Source organism: Micromonospora sp. NPDC127501, from assembly GCF_040302185.1.
Lineage (GTDB): Bacteria > Actinomycetota > Actinomycetes > Mycobacteriales > Micromonosporaceae > Micromonospora.
Genome location: NZ_JBEORJ010000011.1, coordinates 38,736 through 56,603, shown reverse-complemented (window position 1 = coordinate 56,603; position 17,868 = coordinate 38,736). Strand labels below are relative to the sequence as shown.

General features: G+C 70.5%; 15 protein-coding genes. 10 read left to right on the top strand and 5 right to left on the bottom strand.

Going from position 1 to position 17,868, the window contains the following annotated elements:
- The first annotated feature begins 3 nt into the window (after window positions 1-3).
- The 3 genes from ABTW72_RS23730 to hpf all read left to right on the top strand — a co-directional run bounded on the left by ABTW72_RS23730 (window position 4) and on the right by hpf (window position 3,375).
- Entirely contained in the window at window positions 4-1,782 is a 1,779-nt protein-coding gene (locus ABTW72_RS23730; protein WP_350862229.1) for an LpqB family beta-propeller domain-containing protein, read from the top strand.
- 4 nt (window positions 1,783-1,786) lie between these two features.
- A complete protein-coding gene (locus ABTW72_RS23725) occupies window positions 1,787-2,494 on the top strand; it encodes a ComF family protein (RefSeq protein WP_350861933.1) in 708 nt (235 codons plus the stop codon).
- Between the two features lie 245 nt (window positions 2,495-2,739).
- Window positions 2,740-3,375, top strand: coding sequence for a ribosome hibernation-promoting factor, HPF/YfiA family (gene hpf, locus ABTW72_RS23720; RefSeq protein WP_350861931.1), 636 nt, complete (start codon window positions 2,740-2,742; stop codon window positions 3,373-3,375).
- Between the two features lie 55 nt (window positions 3,376-3,430).
- Here the strand turns inward: hpf and ABTW72_RS23715 are convergent, their stop codons facing one another.
- Both ABTW72_RS23715 and ABTW72_RS23710 read right to left on the bottom strand, forming a co-directional pair.
- Window positions 3,431-4,543, bottom strand: coding sequence for a GNAT family N-acetyltransferase (locus ABTW72_RS23715; RefSeq protein ID WP_350861929.1), 1,113 nt, complete (start codon window positions 4,541-4,543; stop codon window positions 3,431-3,433).
- A complete protein-coding gene (locus tag ABTW72_RS23710; RefSeq protein ID WP_350861927.1) occupies window positions 4,540-5,691 on the bottom strand; it encodes a GNAT family N-acetyltransferase in 1,152 nt (383 codons plus the stop codon). Before ABTW72_RS23710 ends, ABTW72_RS23715 begins: the two co-directional genes overlap by 4 nt.
- Window positions 5,692-5,859: 168 nt before the next feature.
- On the opposite strand from ABTW72_RS23710, the gene secA reads away from it, so the two are divergent.
- Window positions 5,860-8,787 (top strand): preprotein translocase subunit SecA, encoded by a 2,928-nt coding sequence (gene secA / locus ABTW72_RS23705; protein WP_350861925.1) that lies wholly within the window; start codon window positions 5,860-5,862, stop codon window positions 8,785-8,787.
- A 102-nt stretch (window positions 8,788-8,889) separates the two neighbouring features.
- On the opposite strand, the gene ABTW72_RS23700 is transcribed toward secA, so the two are convergent.
- Both ABTW72_RS23700 and ABTW72_RS23695 read right to left on the bottom strand, forming a co-directional pair.
- Complete coding sequence (locus tag ABTW72_RS23700) at window positions 8,890-9,486, bottom strand: Rv3235 family protein (RefSeq protein WP_350861923.1); 597 nt, start codon at window positions 9,484-9,486, stop codon at window positions 8,890-8,892.
- Between the two features lie 430 nt (window positions 9,487-9,916).
- Window positions 9,917-10,144, bottom strand: a complete 228-nt coding sequence (locus tag ABTW72_RS23695) for a helix-turn-helix domain-containing protein (protein ID WP_350861921.1) — start codon at window positions 10,142-10,144, stop codon at window positions 9,917-9,919.
- A 215-nt stretch (window positions 10,145-10,359) separates the two neighbouring features.
- Between ABTW72_RS23695 and ABTW72_RS23690 the strand changes: the two genes are divergently transcribed.
- Window positions 10,360-10,869 carry a DUF6912 family protein gene (locus ABTW72_RS23690; RefSeq protein WP_350861919.1) on the top strand — a complete coding sequence of 170 codons (510 nt, stop codon included), beginning with the start codon at window positions 10,360-10,362 and terminating at the stop codon, window positions 10,867-10,869.
- 316 nt (window positions 10,870-11,185) lie between these two features.
- On the opposite strand, the gene ABTW72_RS23685 is transcribed toward ABTW72_RS23690, so the two are convergent.
- Entirely contained in the window at window positions 11,186-12,319 is a 1,134-nt protein-coding gene (locus ABTW72_RS23685) for a hypothetical protein (RefSeq protein WP_350861917.1), read from the bottom strand.
- 291 nt (window positions 12,320-12,610) lie between these two features.
- Here ABTW72_RS23685 and pruA point away from each other — a divergent pair, with 291 nt between their 5' ends.
- The 5 genes from pruA to ftsX all read left to right on the top strand — a co-directional run bounded on the left by pruA (window position 12,611) and on the right by ftsX (window position 17,859).
- On the top strand, window positions 12,611-14,239 hold the full coding sequence (gene pruA, locus ABTW72_RS23680) for an L-glutamate gamma-semialdehyde dehydrogenase (protein WP_091393970.1): 1,629 nt from the start codon (window positions 12,611-12,613) through the stop codon (window positions 14,237-14,239).
- Between the two features lie 176 nt (window positions 14,240-14,415).
- The gene (locus ABTW72_RS23675) at window positions 14,416-14,931 is read left to right on the top strand and encodes a PadR family transcriptional regulator (RefSeq protein WP_091393967.1); all 516 of its coding nucleotides are present in this window, start codon (window positions 14,416-14,418) and stop codon (window positions 14,929-14,931) included.
- Between the two features lie 64 nt (window positions 14,932-14,995).
- Complete coding sequence (gene prfB / locus ABTW72_RS23670) at window positions 14,996-16,117, top strand: peptide chain release factor 2 (RefSeq protein ID WP_350861915.1); 1,122 nt, start codon at window positions 14,996-14,998, stop codon at window positions 16,115-16,117.
- A 118-nt stretch (window positions 16,118-16,235) separates the two neighbouring features.
- The gene (gene ftsE, locus ABTW72_RS23665; RefSeq protein ID WP_030331491.1) at window positions 16,236-16,916 is read left to right on the top strand and encodes a cell division ATP-binding protein FtsE; all 681 of its coding nucleotides are present in this window, start codon (window positions 16,236-16,238) and stop codon (window positions 16,914-16,916) included.
- Between the two features lie 67 nt (window positions 16,917-16,983).
- Window positions 16,984-17,859: a permease-like cell division protein FtsX gene (ftsX, locus tag ABTW72_RS23660; RefSeq protein WP_091393961.1), complete on the top strand. Its 876-nt coding sequence runs from the start codon at window positions 16,984-16,986 to the stop codon at window positions 17,857-17,859.
- The last annotated feature ends 9 nt before the right edge of the window (window positions 17,860-17,868 follow it).

Here is a 17,868-nt window from a genome sequence, read left to right as displayed (position 1 = left end):
GTGATGGTGCTGCTGGGCGCCGGCTGTGGCATCCCGGCGGCATCCGACGTGCGGGTCGACGGTAAGGGCGGCGCCGCCACCGAGGCCGGTGTGATCAGTCGGGGCAGTGAGCCACCGACGCGGTCGGCCAGCGGCAGCGTCAACGAGACGTTCGTCAGCAACTTCCTGTCCGCCGCCGCAGGTGAGCCGGATCGGGCGTACGAGCGGGTCAAGGCGTTCATCGCCCCGGAGGACAGGACCCGGCTACAGGACAAGAAGGGCAGCGAGGTCGCGCTGAACGTGGTCCGGCTGCGCGAGGCGGTCTACACCCTCAACAGAGACTTGACCACGACCGTGACGATCACCGTGCAGCAGATCGGGGTGCTGCGGACCAACGGCACCCTGGCCCCACCGGTGGCGACCGAGACGGAGTACGAGTTCGGCCTGCGCAGCGCGTCCTTCAACGGCGGCGCCAACGATGACCGGGCCGGCCTCTACATCATCAACCCGCCCAACGTGCTGCTGCTCAGCGACACCGCCCTTCGTCAGTACTACCAGGACGAGACGATCTACTTCTGGAGTTCGGATCGCAGCCGCCTGGTGCCCGACCAGCGCTACCGGCCGCAAGCGGTGCCGGTCGAGCGGCAGGTCAACGAGGTGGTGAAGTGGCTGGTCGGCGGCCCCTCCGACTGGTTGCGCCCGGGGGTCGTCGGGCTGCCGGACCGCACCGAGCTGATCAACAACGCCACCGGCGGGAACGGTCGGTGGGAGGTCAACCTGGACATGTCCGGTGACGACCAGAACGGGATCGATCAGTTGATCACGCAGATCGCCTGGTCGTTGGGCGACCTTACCGGCCAGCTGGAGTTGAAGATCCGCAACAACGCGCAGCCCGTGGTGGACCTGGGCGAGCAACGAGACTCCCGGGCGCTCTATCCGCATGCCGCCGGCCCGCAGCGCTTCGGCGTGTACGACGGCGCGATCCACCCACTCGACTTCGACGGCGAGCCCAGCGGCACGGTGCCGTTGACACCCGAGGCCAACCGCAACGTCGTCTCCGCCAGTCTCGGACTGGCCAAGGACCGCCGGATCCTCGCCGCGATGGTGGTCGCCGGCGGCAGCAAGAACCGCTACCGACTCGCCGTGGGTACGGGCGCCGACCCGGTCTCCGTGCTCAGCCGCAGCGGCACCGACTACTCCGCGATCGGCCGACCGGTCTGGCTGCGTACTGTCGACAACCGCCCCAGCCGCGGCCTGGTGGTGGCCGACGGGCAGCTCTACCGGTTCGACGAGGCGGCCCGGATGTATCCGGTGCCGCTCAACCTGCCCTCCGCCGCGGTCACCGCGGTGGCCGCCGCGTTGGACGGCCAGCGGGTGGCGCTGATCGCCGGCGGCCGTCTCTACGTCGCCGCGGTCAACCTCGACGGCGGCGGCGTCTCCATCGGCCCGCCCCGGGAGCTGGTCACCTCGCTGACCAATCCCACGGCGGTCGACTGGGGCGGGGAGGACCAACTGGTGGTGGCGGGGTCGGTCGGCCAGCCGGCGATCTACGAGATCAGTGTCGACGGCGCCCTGGAGACGCCGCTGCGGACCGACCTCGGCGCCAAGGTCACCCACCTGACCGCGTACCCGACCAACCGCGGCGTGCGGGCGCCCAGCGGGGCCTACATGTACGAGGCGAACGGGGTGGCCTACCGCAGCAGCCCCTTCGAACGGATCGAGCCCGGCCGGGTACGCGACATCGCCCCGGTGCCGACCGGCGTCCGGCCGAGCAACCCGTCGGCGCCGTTCTTCCTCTACTGACACGGTGAGCGGGCTCTGGGCGGACCTCGCCGACCTGGTGCTGCCCGCCGACTGCGCCGGTTGTCGGGAGCGCCGGCCCGGCCTGCGGCACGGGGTCTGCCCGGCCTGTGTCGTGGCGCTGGGTGCGTTGCGCCCACGGGCGGTCCGCCCCACCCCCGCACCGCCGGGCCTGCCGTCCTGCGTCGCCCTCGGCGCGTACGCGGGTCCGCTGCGCGAGGCCCTCCTGGCGTACAAGGAACACGGCCGACACGGGCTCGCTCGCCCGCTCGGCGCGCTGCTCGCCGAGGTCGTCGCGGCGGCCGTCGGTGGGGCCCGCCCGGTGGCGTTGGTTCCGGTCCCCGACACCGCGGCGGCGGCCCGGTCCCGTTACGGGGACCACCTCGACCGGCTTGCCCGGCACTGCGCGGCCCGGCTCAACCGGAGCGGTTGGGCGGTTCGGGTGCATCGTCCGCTGCGGGCGTCGCCCCGGCCCGACTCGGTCACCCTGGACAGCGCCGGCCGCGCGGCTGCGGCCGAGGCGGCCTTCCAGCCCCGCGCGACCGGGCCGGTTCGGGGTCGTGCCGGGGGCGCGGCGCCGGTCGTGGTGCTGCTCGACGACATCGTCACCACCGGCGTGACCCTCGCCGCCGCAGGCCGGGTGCTGACCGCGACCGGGTGGGCACCGAGTGTCGCGGCGGTGCTCGCGGCGACCGAGAAAAGACACCAGTCGTAACCGATCGTGTTTCCGTTTCACCCGTTGGTGTATGAGCTGCGAAAAATCCTGGGCCGTCTCGGCAACATGGGGTGACTGCCGGGCAAACAGGAGTTAGCGTTTCGCTGTCAGGGGTAGGAGGTCGTTCCAACCGCCCCTGGCGGTGAGAGGAGGCGTAGCCGTACCAACCGGTCGACGCCAGCGGGTCTCCCCACGGCGCGCGGCCGGGTAACCGGATCGAAGACCGTCCGAACAAGGGAGGTCACGTGGACATCGTGGTCAAGGGCCGAAACGTCGAAGTGCCGGACCATTACCGGGTACACGTAGCCGAGAAACTCGCGAAGATCGAACGCTACGACCACAAACTTATTCGCGTCGATGTCGAGCTGTTTCACGAGCGCAATCCGCGCCAGGCCGACCACTGCCAGCGGGTGGAGATCACCTGCGTTTCCCGGGGCCCGGTGATTCGGGCCGAAGCCTGCACGAACGACTTCTACAGCGCGCTCGACGCGGCCATCGCGAAGCTCGACACCCGGCTGCGCCGCGCGGCCGACCGCCGCCGCGTACACCGGGGCCGGCACGCGCCGATCTCCGTCGCCGAAGCCACAGCGGGCCTTCCGGTCGCGGACCTGGTGCCCAACGCGCTGAGCGCGCCCAGCGAGGGCGCCCGCGCCGGCACCGCCGTCGCGGAGCGGGTCGAAGAGGAGTACGACGACCAGCCGTGGCACATCGCCCGGGAGAAGGTCCACCCGGCCGAGCCGATGACCATCGACGACGCGCTGTTCGAGATGGAACTGGTCGGCCACGACTTCTACCTTTTCCAGGACAAGGAGTCCGGCCGCCCCAGCGTCGTCTACCGGCGCCACGCGTACGACTACGGCATCATCTCCCTCGCCACCTGACCGTCAGCTCGTGGGGTTGTGGTGGGGCGCTCCCACCACAACCCCGCGGCACCGGTCAACGGAGGTCGGCGGGGAGCAGCGCGAAGGTCAGGTCGTCCAGGCGCGCGCCGGCCAACCCGGGCAGCCGGCCGCGCTGAACGGACTCGCGCCGAAAACCGACCCGCTCCAGCACCCGGTGCGACGCGGTGTTGTCCGGCACCGTGCCGGCCGACAACCGGGCGATACCGGCCGAGCCGAACGCCCATCCCGCGAGCAACCGGACCGCCCGCGTCGCGTACCCCCGGCCGCGCCACTTCGGCAGCAACGCGTAGCCGACCGACGCCTCGCCGGCGGCCACGTCGGTGTACGACAAGCCGCAACTGCCCACCGGCTCGCCGCTGGCCACGTCCGTGATCATCAGCCGGGCGATCTCGCCGGTCAGCCAGCCGCTCTGCGCGAGACGACAACGCCGCTCCATCGCCTCGCGCGTCGGCGGCACCGGCGGAGCCTGGTTCGCCACCACCTCGGGCCGGCTGTGCAGCCGGTACATCAGCGCCGCGTCGTCCGGCGCGAGTGGGCGCAGCGCCACCACCTCGTCGGTGAGCACCCCGCCGGGCAGGTCGGGCAGCAGCCGGGCGGCCGGGCCGGGCGGATCATCTGCGACGCGTACCCAGGCCAGCAGGTCGTGCCGGCCCTCGTCCCGGGACGCACCTGCCGAACGGCGCAGACCCTCGTAGCGGAAGCCGGCGGCCAGCGCGACCCGTTGGCTCGGACCGTTCTCCGGTTCGGTGAGCAGCTCCAGTCGGGCCGCCCCGGCGGCGAACGCGTGCTCGCTCAGCGCGCGGGTCGCCGCGGTGGCCAGCCCGCGACCACGCGCCGCCGGTCGCATCCAGTAGCCGATCTCCAGCTGACCCCGGGCGGGCACCGGGTTGTTCAACCCCACCGCGCCGAGCAGGCGATCGGTCGCGGGGTCCGCGACGGCGTACGCCGTGCCGCCGCCGGTCCAGGCCGCCGGGGCGCCGACGTCGATCCACCAGCGGGCGTCGGTCTCGGTGTACGGCGTCGGCAGGTTCGACAGGAACCGTTGAGTCAGCGGGTCCGCGCAGCCGTCCACCACGTCTGCGCTGTCCTCCGCGCGAAACGGGCGCAGCCGCACCCCGTGCGCCTCGACGACCGGCCGCAGATTCATCCCAGATCCTTCGCGAGAAGCGCCCCGACCCACACGTCCACCCGCTCGCCCCGGTGCTGCACGCCGCCCCGGGCGACCCCCTCGACCAGGAATCCCGCCTTCTCCGCCGCCCGACGGGAGGCGGTGTTGCCCACATTCGCCTTCCACTCGATCCGCGCCAGGCCCAACGTGCTGAAGCCCCACGCGCTGAGCGCGACCAGCGCGGCGGGCAGGTAGCCCCGACCCCGGGCCGCCGGGGCGGTCATGAAGCCGGTGTCGGCCACCAGCGGGTCAGCGGGGGAGAGCCGCAGGTCGAGCGTGCCCGCGTACCTGTCGTCGGAGTCGGCGATCACGAAGCAGGCGGCGTCCCCCCGAGCCCAGGCGTCCCGGCCGTAAGCCTGGTAGCCCTGCGCGTCGGCGCGCTCGTACGGGTCCGGCACCGTCGTCCAGCGGATGCTCTCCGGGTCCCGGCAGGTCTGCACCACGGCGTCCAGGTCCTTCTCCTCCATGGGCCGCAGAAGCAGCTCGCCGGCTCCGTTCTCGGCGAACAGAACGGGCTGCGGACGGCCGAAGACGGCGGCCCGCCGGGCGGCGAGGGTGCCCGGCCCGGCCGGACCGGTCGACCCGGCGGCCGGTACCTCGCCGGGTAGCAGCGAGCCGATCCAGCCGTCCGCGCTGCCGAGCAGCGCCGGGTTTGCCATCCGCAACCTGCCGTCGATCCGGAAACCGGCCCGGAGTGCCACCAGCCGGGAGGCGTGGTTGCCCACCTCGGCCTGCCAGATGAGCCGGCGGAGCCCGAGGGTGTCGAAGGACCAGCGGGCCACCGCCCGGGTGGCCCGGACCATCACGCCCCGGCCACGCGCCCAGGGTGCCGTCCAGTAGCCGATCTCACCGGTGCCGTCCTGGTCGATCGAGATCAGCCCGCTGGAACCCAGCACCTCCCCGGTGTTCGGGTCGCAGACCGCGAACGGGGCCCCGGTGCCCTCGGCCCAGGCCTTCCGGCTCATCTCGGTGACAAATCCGTGGGCATGTTCCGGCCGGTACGGGCGCGGTACGGTGGTCCAACGCTGAATGTCCGGGTCCTGGCAGGCTCGGTGCACGGCCTCGGCATCCGTCTCTCGCCAGGGCCGCAGCAGCACGCCGTCCTCGATGATCTCCACGAGCTCCACTCGTGCATCCTGCCGTAGCGTTCGCCGACGGCGTAACCGGATAACGTTTGGGGCGTGTGCAGGACGCGAGTTATGTCGGGTTCGGCGGGGTCGAGCACCGCCACCAGTGACCATCGCGCCGATGGAGCGCCTACGATGGTTCGAGACTGTCTAGGGGAGCGTTGATCCGTGTCGATTCTGGAAAAGGTCCTTAACGCGGGCGAGGGCCGCATGGTGCGCCGGCTCAAGGCCATCGCTGCCGCCGTCAGCTCGATCGAGGACGACTACGTCAACCTCACCGACGAGGAACTGGCCGGCATGACCGAACAGTTCCGGGAGCGGCTCGACGAGGGCGAGACCCTCGACGACCTGCTGCCGGAGGCGTTCGCGGTGGCCCGCGAGGCGGCGGCCAGGGTGCTCGGCCAGCGCCCGTACGACGTCCAGGTGATGGGCGGCGCGGCGCTGCACTTCGGCAACATCGCCGAGATGAAGACCGGTGAGGGCAAGACGCTGACCTCGGTCATGGCCGTCTACCTCAACGCGCTCTCCGGCAAGGGCGTCCACGTGATCACGGTCAACGACTACCTCGCCCAGCGTGACGCGGCGTGGATGGGTCGGGTGCACGAGTTCCTCGGGCTGACCGTCGGCGTGGTGCTGCCCAACCGGCCGGCCAGTGAGCACAAGGCCGCCTACGAGTGCGACATCACCTACGGCACCAACAACGAGTTCGGCTTCGACTACCTGCGCGACAACATGGCCTGGTCGAAGGAAGAGCTGGTGCAGCGCGGGCACAACTTCGCGGTGGTCGACGAGGTCGACTCCATCCTGATCGACGAGGCCCGCACCCCGCTGATCATCTCCGGCCCGGCCGAGCACTCCGCCCGCTGGTACGGCGAGTTCGCCGGCGTGGTGGCCCGTCTCCAGCCCGGCACCGACGGCGAGGGCGACTACGAGGTCGACCACTCCAAGCGCACCATCGCGGTGACCGAGCGGGGCGTCGCCAAGGTCGAGGACCGGCTCGGCATCGACAACCTGTACGAGTCGGTGAACACCCCGCTGGTCGGCTACCTCAACAACGCCATCAAGGCCAAGGAGCTCTACAAGCGCGACAAGGACTACATCGTCAGCGACGGTGAGGTCCTGATCGTCGACGAGTTCACCGGTCGCATCCTGCACGGCCGTCGCTACAACGAGGGCATGCACCAGGCGATCGAGGCCAAGGAGGGGGTGGAGATCAAGCAGGAGAACCAGACCCTGGCCACCATCACCCTCCAGAACTACTTCCGCCTCTACGAGAAGCTGTCCGGGATGACCGGTACGGCGCAGACCGAGGCGAGCGAGTTCAACAAGGTCTACAAGGTCGGCGTCGTGACCATCCCGACCCACCGCCCGATGGTTCGCGAGGACCGGCCGGACGTCATCTACAAGACGGAAAAGGCCAAGTTCAACGCCGTCATCGAGGACATCGCCGAGCGGCACCAGATGGGTCAGCCGGTGCTGGTGGGCACCGTCTCGGTGGAAAACTCCGAGATCCTCTCCCAGTTGCTGCGCCGCCGTGGCATCCCGCACAACGTGCTGAACGCCAAGTTCCACGCCCGGGAGGCCGAGATCGTCGCCCAGGCCGGGCGTAAGGGCGCGGTCACCGTGGCCACCAACATGGCCGGCCGCGGCACCGACATCCTGCTCGGTGGCAACCCGGAGTTCCTCGCCGCGAACGAGCTGCGCCAGCGCGGCCTCGACCCGCTGGAGAACGAGGAGGAGTACGCCAAGGCGATGGAGGAGGTCCTTCCCACCTGGAAGCAGGCCTGCGACGCCGAGGCGGAAGAGGTCTCGGCCGCCGGCGGGCTCTACGTGCTGGGCACCGAGCGGCACGAGTCCCGGCGGATCGACAACCAGCTGCGTGGTCGCGCCGGCCGGCAGGGCGACCCGGGCGAGTCCCGTTTCTACCTGTCCCTTCAGGACGAGCTGATGCGGCGCTTCCGGGCCGGAGCGGTCGAGGCGGTGATGGAGCGCTTCAACATCCCGGAGGACGTGCCCATCGAGTCGAAGATGGTCACCCGGCAGATCAAGAGCGCGCAGGCCCAGATCGAGGGCCAGAACGCCGAGATCCGCAAGAACGTGCTCAAGTACGACGAGGTGCTCAACAAGCAGCGCCAGGTCGTCTACGCCGAGCGGCTCCGGGTGCTCAACGGCGAAGACCTCTCCGACCAGGTCCGTAACATGATCGACGACACCGTCGAGGCGTACGTGCGGGGTGCCACCTCCGACGGCTACGGCGAAGACTGGGACCTTGAGCAGCTCTGGTCCAGCCTCAAGCAGCTCTACCCGGTCGGCGTGACGATCGAGGAGCTGGAAGAGGAGGCCGGCGGCTCCCGGGCCGGCATGGACGCCGACTTCCTGGTCGCCCGCCTCAAGGAGGACGCCAACGCCGCGTACGACCGGCGTGAGGAGCAACTCGGCACCGAGGGGGTGCGCCAGCTCGAGCGGATGGTGCTGCTCCAGGTCATCGACCGCAAGTGGCGCGAGCACCTCTACGAGATGGACTACCTCCAGGAGGGCATCAACCTCCGGGCGTACGCCCAGCGCGACCCGGTGGTGGAATACCAGCGCGAGGGCTTCGACATGTTCGCCACCATGATGGACGGCATCAAGGAGGAGACCGTCGGTTTCCTCTACAACGTCGACGTCCAGGTGACCGAGCCGGAGCCGGAGGAGGGGACCGACGAGGTCACCCTGCTCGACAAGCCGGTGGAGATCCGGGCCAAGGGCCTCAACCAGGCACCGCGGCGGCAGGGCCTGCAATACTCCGCGCCGACCATCGACGGTGAGGCCAGCCCGGGCGCGGTAGCCGTGGAGCAGGCCGAGCAGCAGGCTCCGGCGCTCGGTGTGGGCCGGCCGGCTCCGGGTGCTCCGGCGGCACCGGGGCAGAGCGCGCCGTCCGCGCCGCAGCGGCCGGCATCCGGGCTGCGTGGCCCGGCAGTTCCGTCGGCTGCCGCCCGTCGGCCGGCACCGAACCAGGCGGAGGCGAGCAACGGCCCGTCCCGCAACGCGCCGTGCCCGTGTGGCTCGGGCCGCAAGTACAAGCGCTGCCACGGCGCTCCCAACGGGGGCAACTGACCAACAGCAGCTGCACCGACAGCGTCTGACCGACGGGTCCCGGCCGAACAGGCCGGGGCCCGTCGGTGTCTGTGAGCCTCGTCGACGCCGGGGCCGGTGCGGTCAGAGCACGTGTAGGGCAACGCAGAGCCAGCGGCCCCGACGATGTTCGAGGCGCAGCGCCATCGCCCAACTTCGGCCGCCCGCGCCGGTGAGGACGGCTGCCGCCTCCACCGCGGCCCCCCGGGGCTCGCAGACTCGCAGGCGCAGCAGCCGAGCCGGTGGTCGGCCGCTACGGCGACGGGATGCCCCGGCCCGGCCGGATGCGCGGGCGAGTTCGGCCAGCAGGTCGCCCGCGCGGGCCGGGTCGAGCAGCGCTCGCACCTGGGCCGGCGAACGGTAGCCATTGACCACCTCCAGGCAGGTGCCGACGAAGCGATGCGCGGCTCGGGTGGTTTCCGGTGCGGTCGACGTCGGCAACGACGCGACCGGGTGGGTGGTGGTGGACCTGCTGGGCACCGGTCGCAGGGCTGCTCGCCGCTCCGGCGGCCGGACCGGGCTGGGCCGGGTGGAGGCGAACAGGTCGAGGGCTAGTTGACCGTCGGTCATCGACGGCCAGCACGACCCGTCGGCCTCGTCGACGTACGGCGGGTCGAAGGGCGGGACGGGGCGCAGCCGCACGGGTGGTCGGGAAGGACCGGGTCGCGCTCCGCTCATCATGGCCCCCTTTGATCTTGCGTTTGCTTGCGTTTGCCTCCGACAAGCTCGATTCTGAGCGACAAAACAGCCTCGGTCAATGGCTTCGTGGCGTCCTTGGCCCGACAGGGCGCATGATCCACTCGGGTTCCTTGATGTCGCGTGGTCTCAGCGGCCGAGACACCCCGGCTTCCGTAAAACCGAGTGGATCATGCCCCGAGCCGAGCCGAGCCGAGCCGACCCGAGCCGATCCGGGCCGGGCCGGGCCGGGCGGGGCGCGCGCGGGCGGGGCGGCCGGGCGGGCGGGCGGCCGGGCGGGCGGGCGGGCGTCCGGGCGGGGCGACCGGGCCGGGCGGGGCGGGCGCCCGGGCGGGGCGGACCTGGACAGGCCGTGCTGCACGGCGCAGGCCGAGCGGTGCGGGCGAAACAGGCTGGAGAGCGAGCCGGGCTTCTACTACTCAGGGTCGCGGTCGACCAGCGGGTTGCTCTGTACCCAGTCTGCCGTCTCGTCGTACTTGCGCGCTATGTACTCCTCCAGTCGAGCGCGCTCGACGCGCCACTGGCCGCGCCCGCCGATCTTGATCGCCGGCAGTTCGCCGCTGCGCACCATGTGGTAGACCTGCGAGTCCGACACGTTGAGCTCGGAGGCCACGTCGGAGAGCAGCAGGAACCTCGGCTCCACAGGAACTCCCGGGGTTGATGTCGTTTGGCTCAGTTTGCCACCGACAGCCCTCGCCGCCCAGCACGGGACCGGGTCGGTGGCGGACCAATCAGGCGGGACACACCGGCTCGGAACTTCCTCCCGCCGGAGGCGGGGTGTATGACGGTCACGGCGTGCGGCATGATCTGCGCCCGTGCCGGCGGCCGCCGGTGGAGGACGACGCGGGGAGACGACCGGTGACCGACGAGCTTGTCCGGGTGTACGTGCCGGCGACCGTACCGATGCTGGCCCGGCTGCGTGCGGAGGGCCTGGCCGCCGACGAGGCGCACGCCGTGACCCCGGCGCTGCGCGAGTGGTACGCCGAGGGCGACGAGGAGGAGTTGGAGTATGTCGCCTTCACCCGGGCTGCCCAGGACGCCCTGCACCTGCTCCGCGCCGACCCGACCGCTCCCCGCCGTCGCGTCGTCATCTCGGTCGACCTGCCGTCGGCAGCGATCGGGCGTGGCGACGGCGAGCTGGGCTCCAGCGCGGTGACGTTGACCGACGCCGTGCCGGTGGGCGCCGTCGCGGCCATCCACGTGGACAGCGCGGACGCGGCCGAGGAGGTCGGCGCGGCGGCCGACGTCGTGGCCGAGGCGGCGGCTGGTGACCCGGACGCCCAGTTCACCGTCGACGGCGCCGAGGACCACGAGCTGGAGTGGTACGACGTGACGGAGCTGGACCAGCTGCTGAGCGCTACCGACTGACCGGGGAAGTAGGCCCGGGGCCGCCCGAGTCGGCCCCCGACCCCGATCACGGAGTTGTGGTGGTGAACACAGGCCGCACAAGCGGGTGAACCGGTCACCAGAACTCCATGATCGACCGGGAAGGGGACGACTGGGGCGGGGAGCGAGGCGGGGCGGCCCTGCTCGATCCCCGCACGGCCCGCCCTGCTCCGAACGCCAGACCCGGCTGCCTGCGCCGAACGCCAGACCCGGCTGCCTGCGCCGAACGCCAGACCCGGCTGCCTGCGCCGAACGCCAGGCCCGGCTGCCTGCGCCGAACCCCGGCTCAGGTCGGGCGTCAGCGAGCCGGGTCCGCCTTCGCCGGGTCCGCGTCGGGCGTCCCGGCTGGGTCGCCGTCGAACGTCTCGGCCGGGTCCGTGTCGAACGCCTTGGCGTAGCCCGGCTTGTCGTCCGCCGGGTCGACCTGGTCCGCGACGGGGTTCGGGCCGTGGGCCGGTTCGTCGTCGTCGCTGTGGGCCGGACTGAGCGTGCGACCGAACGCGATGAGCGCGGTCAGCGCCCCCACGAAGAGCACCCAGATTCCGTTGTCCACCCGCGAGGTGCCCAGCGAGGTCTGGGCCACCGCGTCCGCCTCACTGAGCGCGCTGGCAAGGTCGAGCAGCGACCGGCCGCCAACCCTGATGATCACTTCGGCGAGCAGCAGGAGGAGCCCTGGCCCGGCACCGGCGAGCAGGTACGCCGGCCAGCGCAGCGCCGGGGCCTCGGGATCACGGCGGACGGCGCGACGCCGTGCCCAGGTCAGGTAGCCGAAGGCCAGAAGCCCGGCGAGCAGCCCGGCGACGAGCGATTCGGTACGGGACACCCACTTGGCCGCGTTGATCAATGATTCCTGGCTGTCGCCGGAGCCGAAGAGGTTGAACAGCGGGTCCCGGGCGCGGCTGAACGCGACCACGAAGATCAGCGTGCCCAGCGCGGCGGTGACCACAGCACCGATCGCCGGGGCGGTCCGCGCGCCGGCCAGCGCGCCTCCGATGATCGCCGCGGCCGCCGTGGTGCCGGCGATCACGTTGGTGGTGGACGTGTCGAAGTAGGTGAGGTTGATGGCCACCGCGGCAGCGAGCCCGACCAGCATTCCGCCGCCGATCGCCCCGGCGAAGCGCAGGGTGGCCCAGTCGCCGTACCGGCGGGCCAGCAGGTTGCCACCGGCCAGCGCGACGGCCGCCCCGGCCACCAGCGCGGCCGAGATCACGCCGGGCAGGGCGAACGCGGAGAGGCTGATCGCGGTGACCCCGGCCGCCGCCGACGTGATGGCCTCCCGGGTGGACCAGAGCATGGCGGCCAGCCACCCGAGCGCCAGCAGCGCGAGCACTGCGGCGCCGGGCGCGGGCAGCGGCCGACTGCCGGCGCTGGCCGCGTCGACCGCCGGCTCGTCCGACTCAGCGGCCGGGACGCGGCCGGGCTGCTTGGTCATCGTCTCCCCTTCGAGGCGGCAGGTCACCGACCATTCAGGGTACGCGGGCCCGCTGGGCTGCCTGTCGCCCCGGGACAGCGGGACGGATCGAGACCGGTCGGTAAGGGGAGGAGGGGTGGGGCGGTCCTTGGTGCAGGGCAGTGGCGGAGATGGGTCGCGTGGCCCGTCGTGGGAGAATCACGGGAGGTCCCGCCGCTGCTCGGCCTCCCGTGTGGCGTCCGGTGTCCGGCCATCCGGTCGGTGCCCGCGGGTCCGGTTTCGCCACTGCTGTCGAGATCGCCAGGAGCCTTGATGGATGCCGTGTTCTCCGTTCCCGAGCCGCGCAACGAGCCGGTTCGCAACTACGAGCCGGGCAGCCCCGACCGGGACCGGCTCCAGCGGCGGCTGACCGAGCTCGCCGCCGAGCGCATCGACCTGCCGATGACCATCGGCGGTGAGCAGCGGATGGCCGGCGGTGACCCGATCAACGTGGTGCAGCCGCACAAGCACGCCCACGTGCTGGGGGTGACCGCGCACGCCACCCACGACGACGCGCGCGCCGCGACCAAGGCGGCCAAGGACGCCGCGCCGATGTGGCGGGCGCTGCCCTTCGAGGAGCGCGCCGCGATCTTCCTGCGCGCCGCCGAGCTGCTCGCCGGTCCCTGGCGGGACACGCTCAACGCCGCCACCATGCTCGGCCAGTCGAAGACCGCGATCCAGGCGGAGATCGACGCGGCGTGCGAGTTCATCGACTTCCTGCGGTTCAACGTGCACTTCGCGCGTCGCCTGCTCGAGGAGCAGCCGGCGTCCTCGCCCGGCGTCTGGAACCGCTTCGACCACCGCCCGCTGGAGGGCTTCGTCTACGCGGTCACCCCGTTCAACTTCACCGCCATCGCCGGCAACCTGCCGTCGGCGCCGGCCCTGCTGGGCAACACGGTGGTCTGGAAGCCGGGCCCGACCCAGCAGTTCGCCGCGCACTTCACCATGCGGCTGTTCGAGGCCGCCGGCCTGCCGCCCGGCGTGATCAACATGGTCACCGGTCGGGGCGAGGAGGTCTCCGACGTCGTGCTCGCCGACCCGGATCTGGCCGGCATCCACTTCACCGGTTCGACAAAGGTCTTCCAGCAGTTGTGGCGGACCGTTGGCGACAACATCTCCCGTTACCGGGGCTACCCGCGCCTGGTCGGCGAGACCGGTGGCAAGGACTTCGTCGTCGCGCACACCAGCGCCGACGTGGACGCGCTGCACACCGCGCTGATCCGTGGCGCGTACGAGTACCAGGGCCAGAAGTGCTCGGCGGCCTCCCGGGCGTACGTGCCGCGCTCGATCTGGGAGGGTGGGCTGCGGGACCGGCTGGCCGCTACCACCGACTCGCTGACCTACGGTGACGTGGCCGACTTCGGCAACTTCGGCGGTGCGGTGATCGACGACAAGGCGTTCGCCCGGCACACCGCCGCGCTGGAGCTGATCGCCGGTGACGACAGCTGCCGGGTGCTGGCCGGTGGCACCGCCGACGACTCGGTCGGCTACTTCGTGCGACCGACGCTCTTCGAGTGCGGCGACGCCGCCCACGAGACCTTCACCACCGAGTACTTCGGGCCGATCCTGGGCGTGCACGTGTTCGACGACGCCCGGTTCGACGAGGTGGTCGCGCAGGCGGAGTCGATCGCCCCGTACGCCCTGACCGGCTCGGTGTTCGCCACCGACCGCCGGGTCGTCGAGTCGGTCGGCGAGCGCATGCGGTACGCGGCCGGCAACTTCTACATCAACGACAAGCCGACCGGCGCGGTGGTCGGGCAGCAGCCCTTCGGTGGCGCCCGCGCCAGCGGCACCAACGACAAGGCCGGCTCCTGGCTGAACCTGGTCCGTTGGATCTCCCCGCGGACGATCAAGGAGACCTTCGTGCCGCCGACCGACCACACGTACCCCCACATGGGCTGACCGGCGACGACCCGCCGGCGGCGCGCGTGGGCGCCGCCGGCGGACGCCCGGAATGTGCAATCCATCGATAGTCCTCAACGGACAGTCTGTCGCCGACAGTGCACTTAGGAAGTCCTGTCGGGTGGCAAACCGGCAAATCCTGGACGCCGCGTGCGCAAAGTGGCAGCGTAGTGGGCATGGCGGATTCCGGAGTCAACCCTACGGCGGCGGCCCTGCTCGGCCTCCTCCACGAGGGCCCGATGACAGGCGGTCAGTTGATGGCCGCCGCTGAGCGCCGTCTGGCGCCGTACTGGTCGATGACCCGCAGTCAGGTGTACCGCGAGTTGCCGGTGCTGGCTGAGCGGGGTTTCGTGCGGCTCGGCAAGCCGGGCCCGCGGATGAGCCAGCCCTACGCACTCACCGCCAGCGGAAAACGGACGTTTTCCCGCTGGCTCGCGGAGAACCCGGGGCGGGACACCATCCGCAACCCGATAGCGCTGCGGATGGCCTTCGGCAACCTGCACTCCGCCAGCCAGCTGAAGGGCCTGTACGCCTCGGCCAACGAATACCACACCGAGGCCCTGGCCCAGGTCCGGGAGCAGGTGAAGAACGCCAAACGGGACGGCGAGACGTACGACGCCAGCGCGCTGGAGTTCGCCGTCGCCTACCACCGGGCGGCCCTGTCGTGGTTGAAGTCCGCCCCCGTCGGGTGACGGTCAGCGGGTTCGCGCATAGGGAACGAGCTGCTCCGCTCCCGGCACAGTACGCTTGTCTGTCGTGACCGCTGCCGATTACGCCGAACAGCTCAAGGAACTCGACGCGACCCTGCGAAACATCGAGGCCGTCCTCAACCTCGACCGCCTCCACGAGGACAAGGCCCGCCTGGAGCAGGAGGCCTCCGCCCCCGATCTGTGGGACGACCAGGCCAAGGCCCAGCAGGTGACCTCGCAGCTGTCGTACGTCAACGGCGAGATCAGCAAGCTGGGCAGCCTGCGTTCCGGCCTCGACGACGCCCAGGTGCTGCTGGAGCTGGCCGAGGCCGAGGCCGACCCGGGTGTGCTGACCGAGGTCGAGTCGGAGATCACCGGGCTGACCAAGGCCATCCAGGAGATGGAGGTCCGCACCCTGCTCTCCGGCGAGTACGACTCCCGGGAGGCGCTGGTGGCCATCCGGGCCGGCGCGGGTGGCGTGGACGCGGCGGACTTCGCCGAGATGCTGCTGCGGATGTACCTGCGCTGGGCGGAGCGGCACGGCTACCCCACCGAGGTCTACGAGACCTCATACGCCGAGGAGGCGGGCCTGAAGTCGGCCACCTTCGCGGTCAAGGTGCCGTACGCGTACGGAACGCTCAGCGTCGAGTCGGGCACGCACCGGCTGGTCCGGATCAGCCCGTTCGACAACCAGGGTCGTCGGCAGACCAGCTTCGCGGGCGTCGAGGTTCTGCCGGTCACCGAGCAGACCGACCACATCGACATCCCGGAGAACGAGGTTCGGGTCGACGTCTACCGCTCCTCCGGGCCGGGTGGGCAGAGCGTCAACACCACCGACTCGGCGGTGCGCCTGACGCACATTCCGACCGGCATCGTGGTGACCTGCCAGAACGAGAAGTCCCAGCTGCAGAACAAGGCCTCCGCGCTGCGGGTGCTCCAGGCTCGACTGCTGGAGCGCAAGCGCCAGGAGGAGGAAGAGAAGATGGCCGGCCTCAAGAGCGGTGGCACGAGCTCGTGGGGCGACCAGATGCGCTCGTACGTCCTGCACCCGTATCAGATGGTGAAGGATCTCCGAACCGAGCAGGAGACCGGCAATCCGAGCGGGGTCTTCGACGGCGACCTCGACGATTTCATCGAGGCCGGCATCCGTTGGCGCAAGCAGCGTCAACTCGCCAACGACGGTGCGTGACGGCGCGCGGGCGGAGCGCGTCGTCGATCTCCAGGTAGAGGCCTGATTCGACGACTCGTGCCGGATCGGCGGGGCGTGGGGCTTGGCTCAGTTGTTACACCGCGTAGACTCACCACCCGTGATTCAGCTTGAGCAAGTGACGAAGACGTACCCGAAGGCGTCCCGGCCTTCGCTCGACAACGTGTCCGTCTCGATCGAGAAGGGCGAGTTCGTCTTCTTCATCGGTCCATCCGGCTCCGGCAAGTCCACGATCATCAAAATGCTGCTGCACGAGGTTGCCCCCAACAAGGGGCGCGTCGTCGTCAACGGCAAGGACGTCACGTCGATGCGCTCCTGGAAGCGACCCCACTTCCGGCGCTCGATCGGCTGCGTCTTCCAGGACTTCCGGCTGCTGCCCAACCGCACCGCCTACGAGAACGTGGCGTTCGCCCTCGAGGTGATCGGCAAGACGAAGGCGGTTGCCCGCCGGGTCGTGCCGGAGGTGCTGGAGCTGGTGGGGCTCGGTGGCAAGGAGCACCGCTACCCGCACGAGCTCTCCGGTGGTGAGCAGCAGCGGGTCGCCGTCGCCCGGGCGTTCGTGAACCGTCCGCTGATCCTGCTGGCGGACGAGCCCACCGGAAACCTGGACCCGGACACCTCGATTGAGATCATGCGCCTGCTGGACCGGATCAATCGCACCGGCACGACCGTCGTGATGGTCACCCACGACTCCAACATCGTGAACCAGATGCGCCGCCGCGTCGTTGAGATTGAGAGCGGTCGCATCGTGCGTGACCAGGCCCGCGGCGTCTACGGGTGAGCCGGCGCTCCACCCCTGCGCAGCCTGACGACGAACACCTCATGCCGGAGACCCGGAGGAAATCCCGATGCGCGTGAAATACGTCCTGTCCGAGGTACTGGTCGGACTGTGGCGCAACGTGACCATGTCCATCGCGATGATCATCACGATGGCGGTCTCGCTGACCATGCTCGGCGCCAGCGGTCTCATGTACCGCCAGGTCGACGACATGAAGGACCTCTACTACAAGAACATCGAAGTCTCGATCTTCTTGACTCAGGAGGTGACCGAGCAGGAGCGCACCGACCTGCAGACCAAGCTCGACAGCGACCCCCTGGTCAAGGACGTCCTCTACGTCAACAAGGACGAGGCGTACAAGCGCTTCAAGGAGATGTACCAGGACGCGCCGGACCTGGTGAACGCGGTCAAGCCGGACCAGCTGCCCGAGGCGTTCCGGCTCAAGCTGAACAACCCGGAGCAGTACAAGAACGTCTACGACCAGTACAAGGACACCGCGGGCGTCGAGGAGATCATCGACCAGAGTCGACTGCTCGACAAGATCTTCAACATCCTCACCTCGATCCAGAACATCGCCCTGGCTGCCGCCATCGTGATGGCGATCGCCGCCCTGCTGCTGGTCGCGAACACCATTCAGGTGGCCGCGTACAGCAAGCGGCGTGAGGTGGCGGTCATGAAGCTGGTCGGCGCGTCCAACTGGTTCATCCAGGCGCCGTTCGTGCTGGAGGCCGTGGTGGCCGGCCTGATCGGTTCACTGCTCGGTCTGGTGGCCCTGGTCGCGGCGAAGTATCTGCTCTTCGACGGGTCGTTGAGCGCGTTGCAGGGTCTGCTCTCGCCGATCACCTGGGGCGACATCCTGTTCATCTTCCCGCTGATGGCTGGCGTCGGTGGTCTGGTCAGCGCGGGCACCGCCTGGATCACCCTGCGCTTCTACCTGCGGGTCTAGGCACCGAAC

Coding starts and splice junctions, on each gene's coding strand:
- ABTW72_RS23730 (WP_350862229.1), top strand. CDS start 4: ATGGTGCTGCTGGGCGCCGGCTGTGGCATCCCGGCGGCATCCGACGTG.
- ABTW72_RS23715 (WP_350861929.1), bottom strand. CDS start 4,543: ATGAATCTGCGGCCGGTCGTCGAGGCGCACGGGGTGCGGCTGCGCCCG.
- ABTW72_RS23700 (WP_350861923.1), bottom strand. CDS start 9,486: ATGATGAGCGGAGCGCGACCCGGTCCTTCCCGACCACCCGTGCGGCTG.
- ABTW72_RS23685 (WP_350861917.1), bottom strand. CDS start 12,319: ATGACCAAGCAGCCCGGCCGCGTCCCGGCCGCTGAGTCGGACGAGCCG.
- pruA (WP_091393970.1), top strand. CDS start 12,611: ATGGATGCCGTGTTCTCCGTTCCCGAGCCGCGCAACGAGCCGGTTCGC.
- ABTW72_RS23675 (WP_091393967.1), top strand. CDS start 14,416: ATGGCGGATTCCGGAGTCAACCCTACGGCGGCGGCCCTGCTCGGCCTC.
- ftsX (WP_091393961.1), top strand. CDS start 16,984: ATGCGCGTGAAATACGTCCTGTCCGAGGTACTGGTCGGACTGTGGCGC.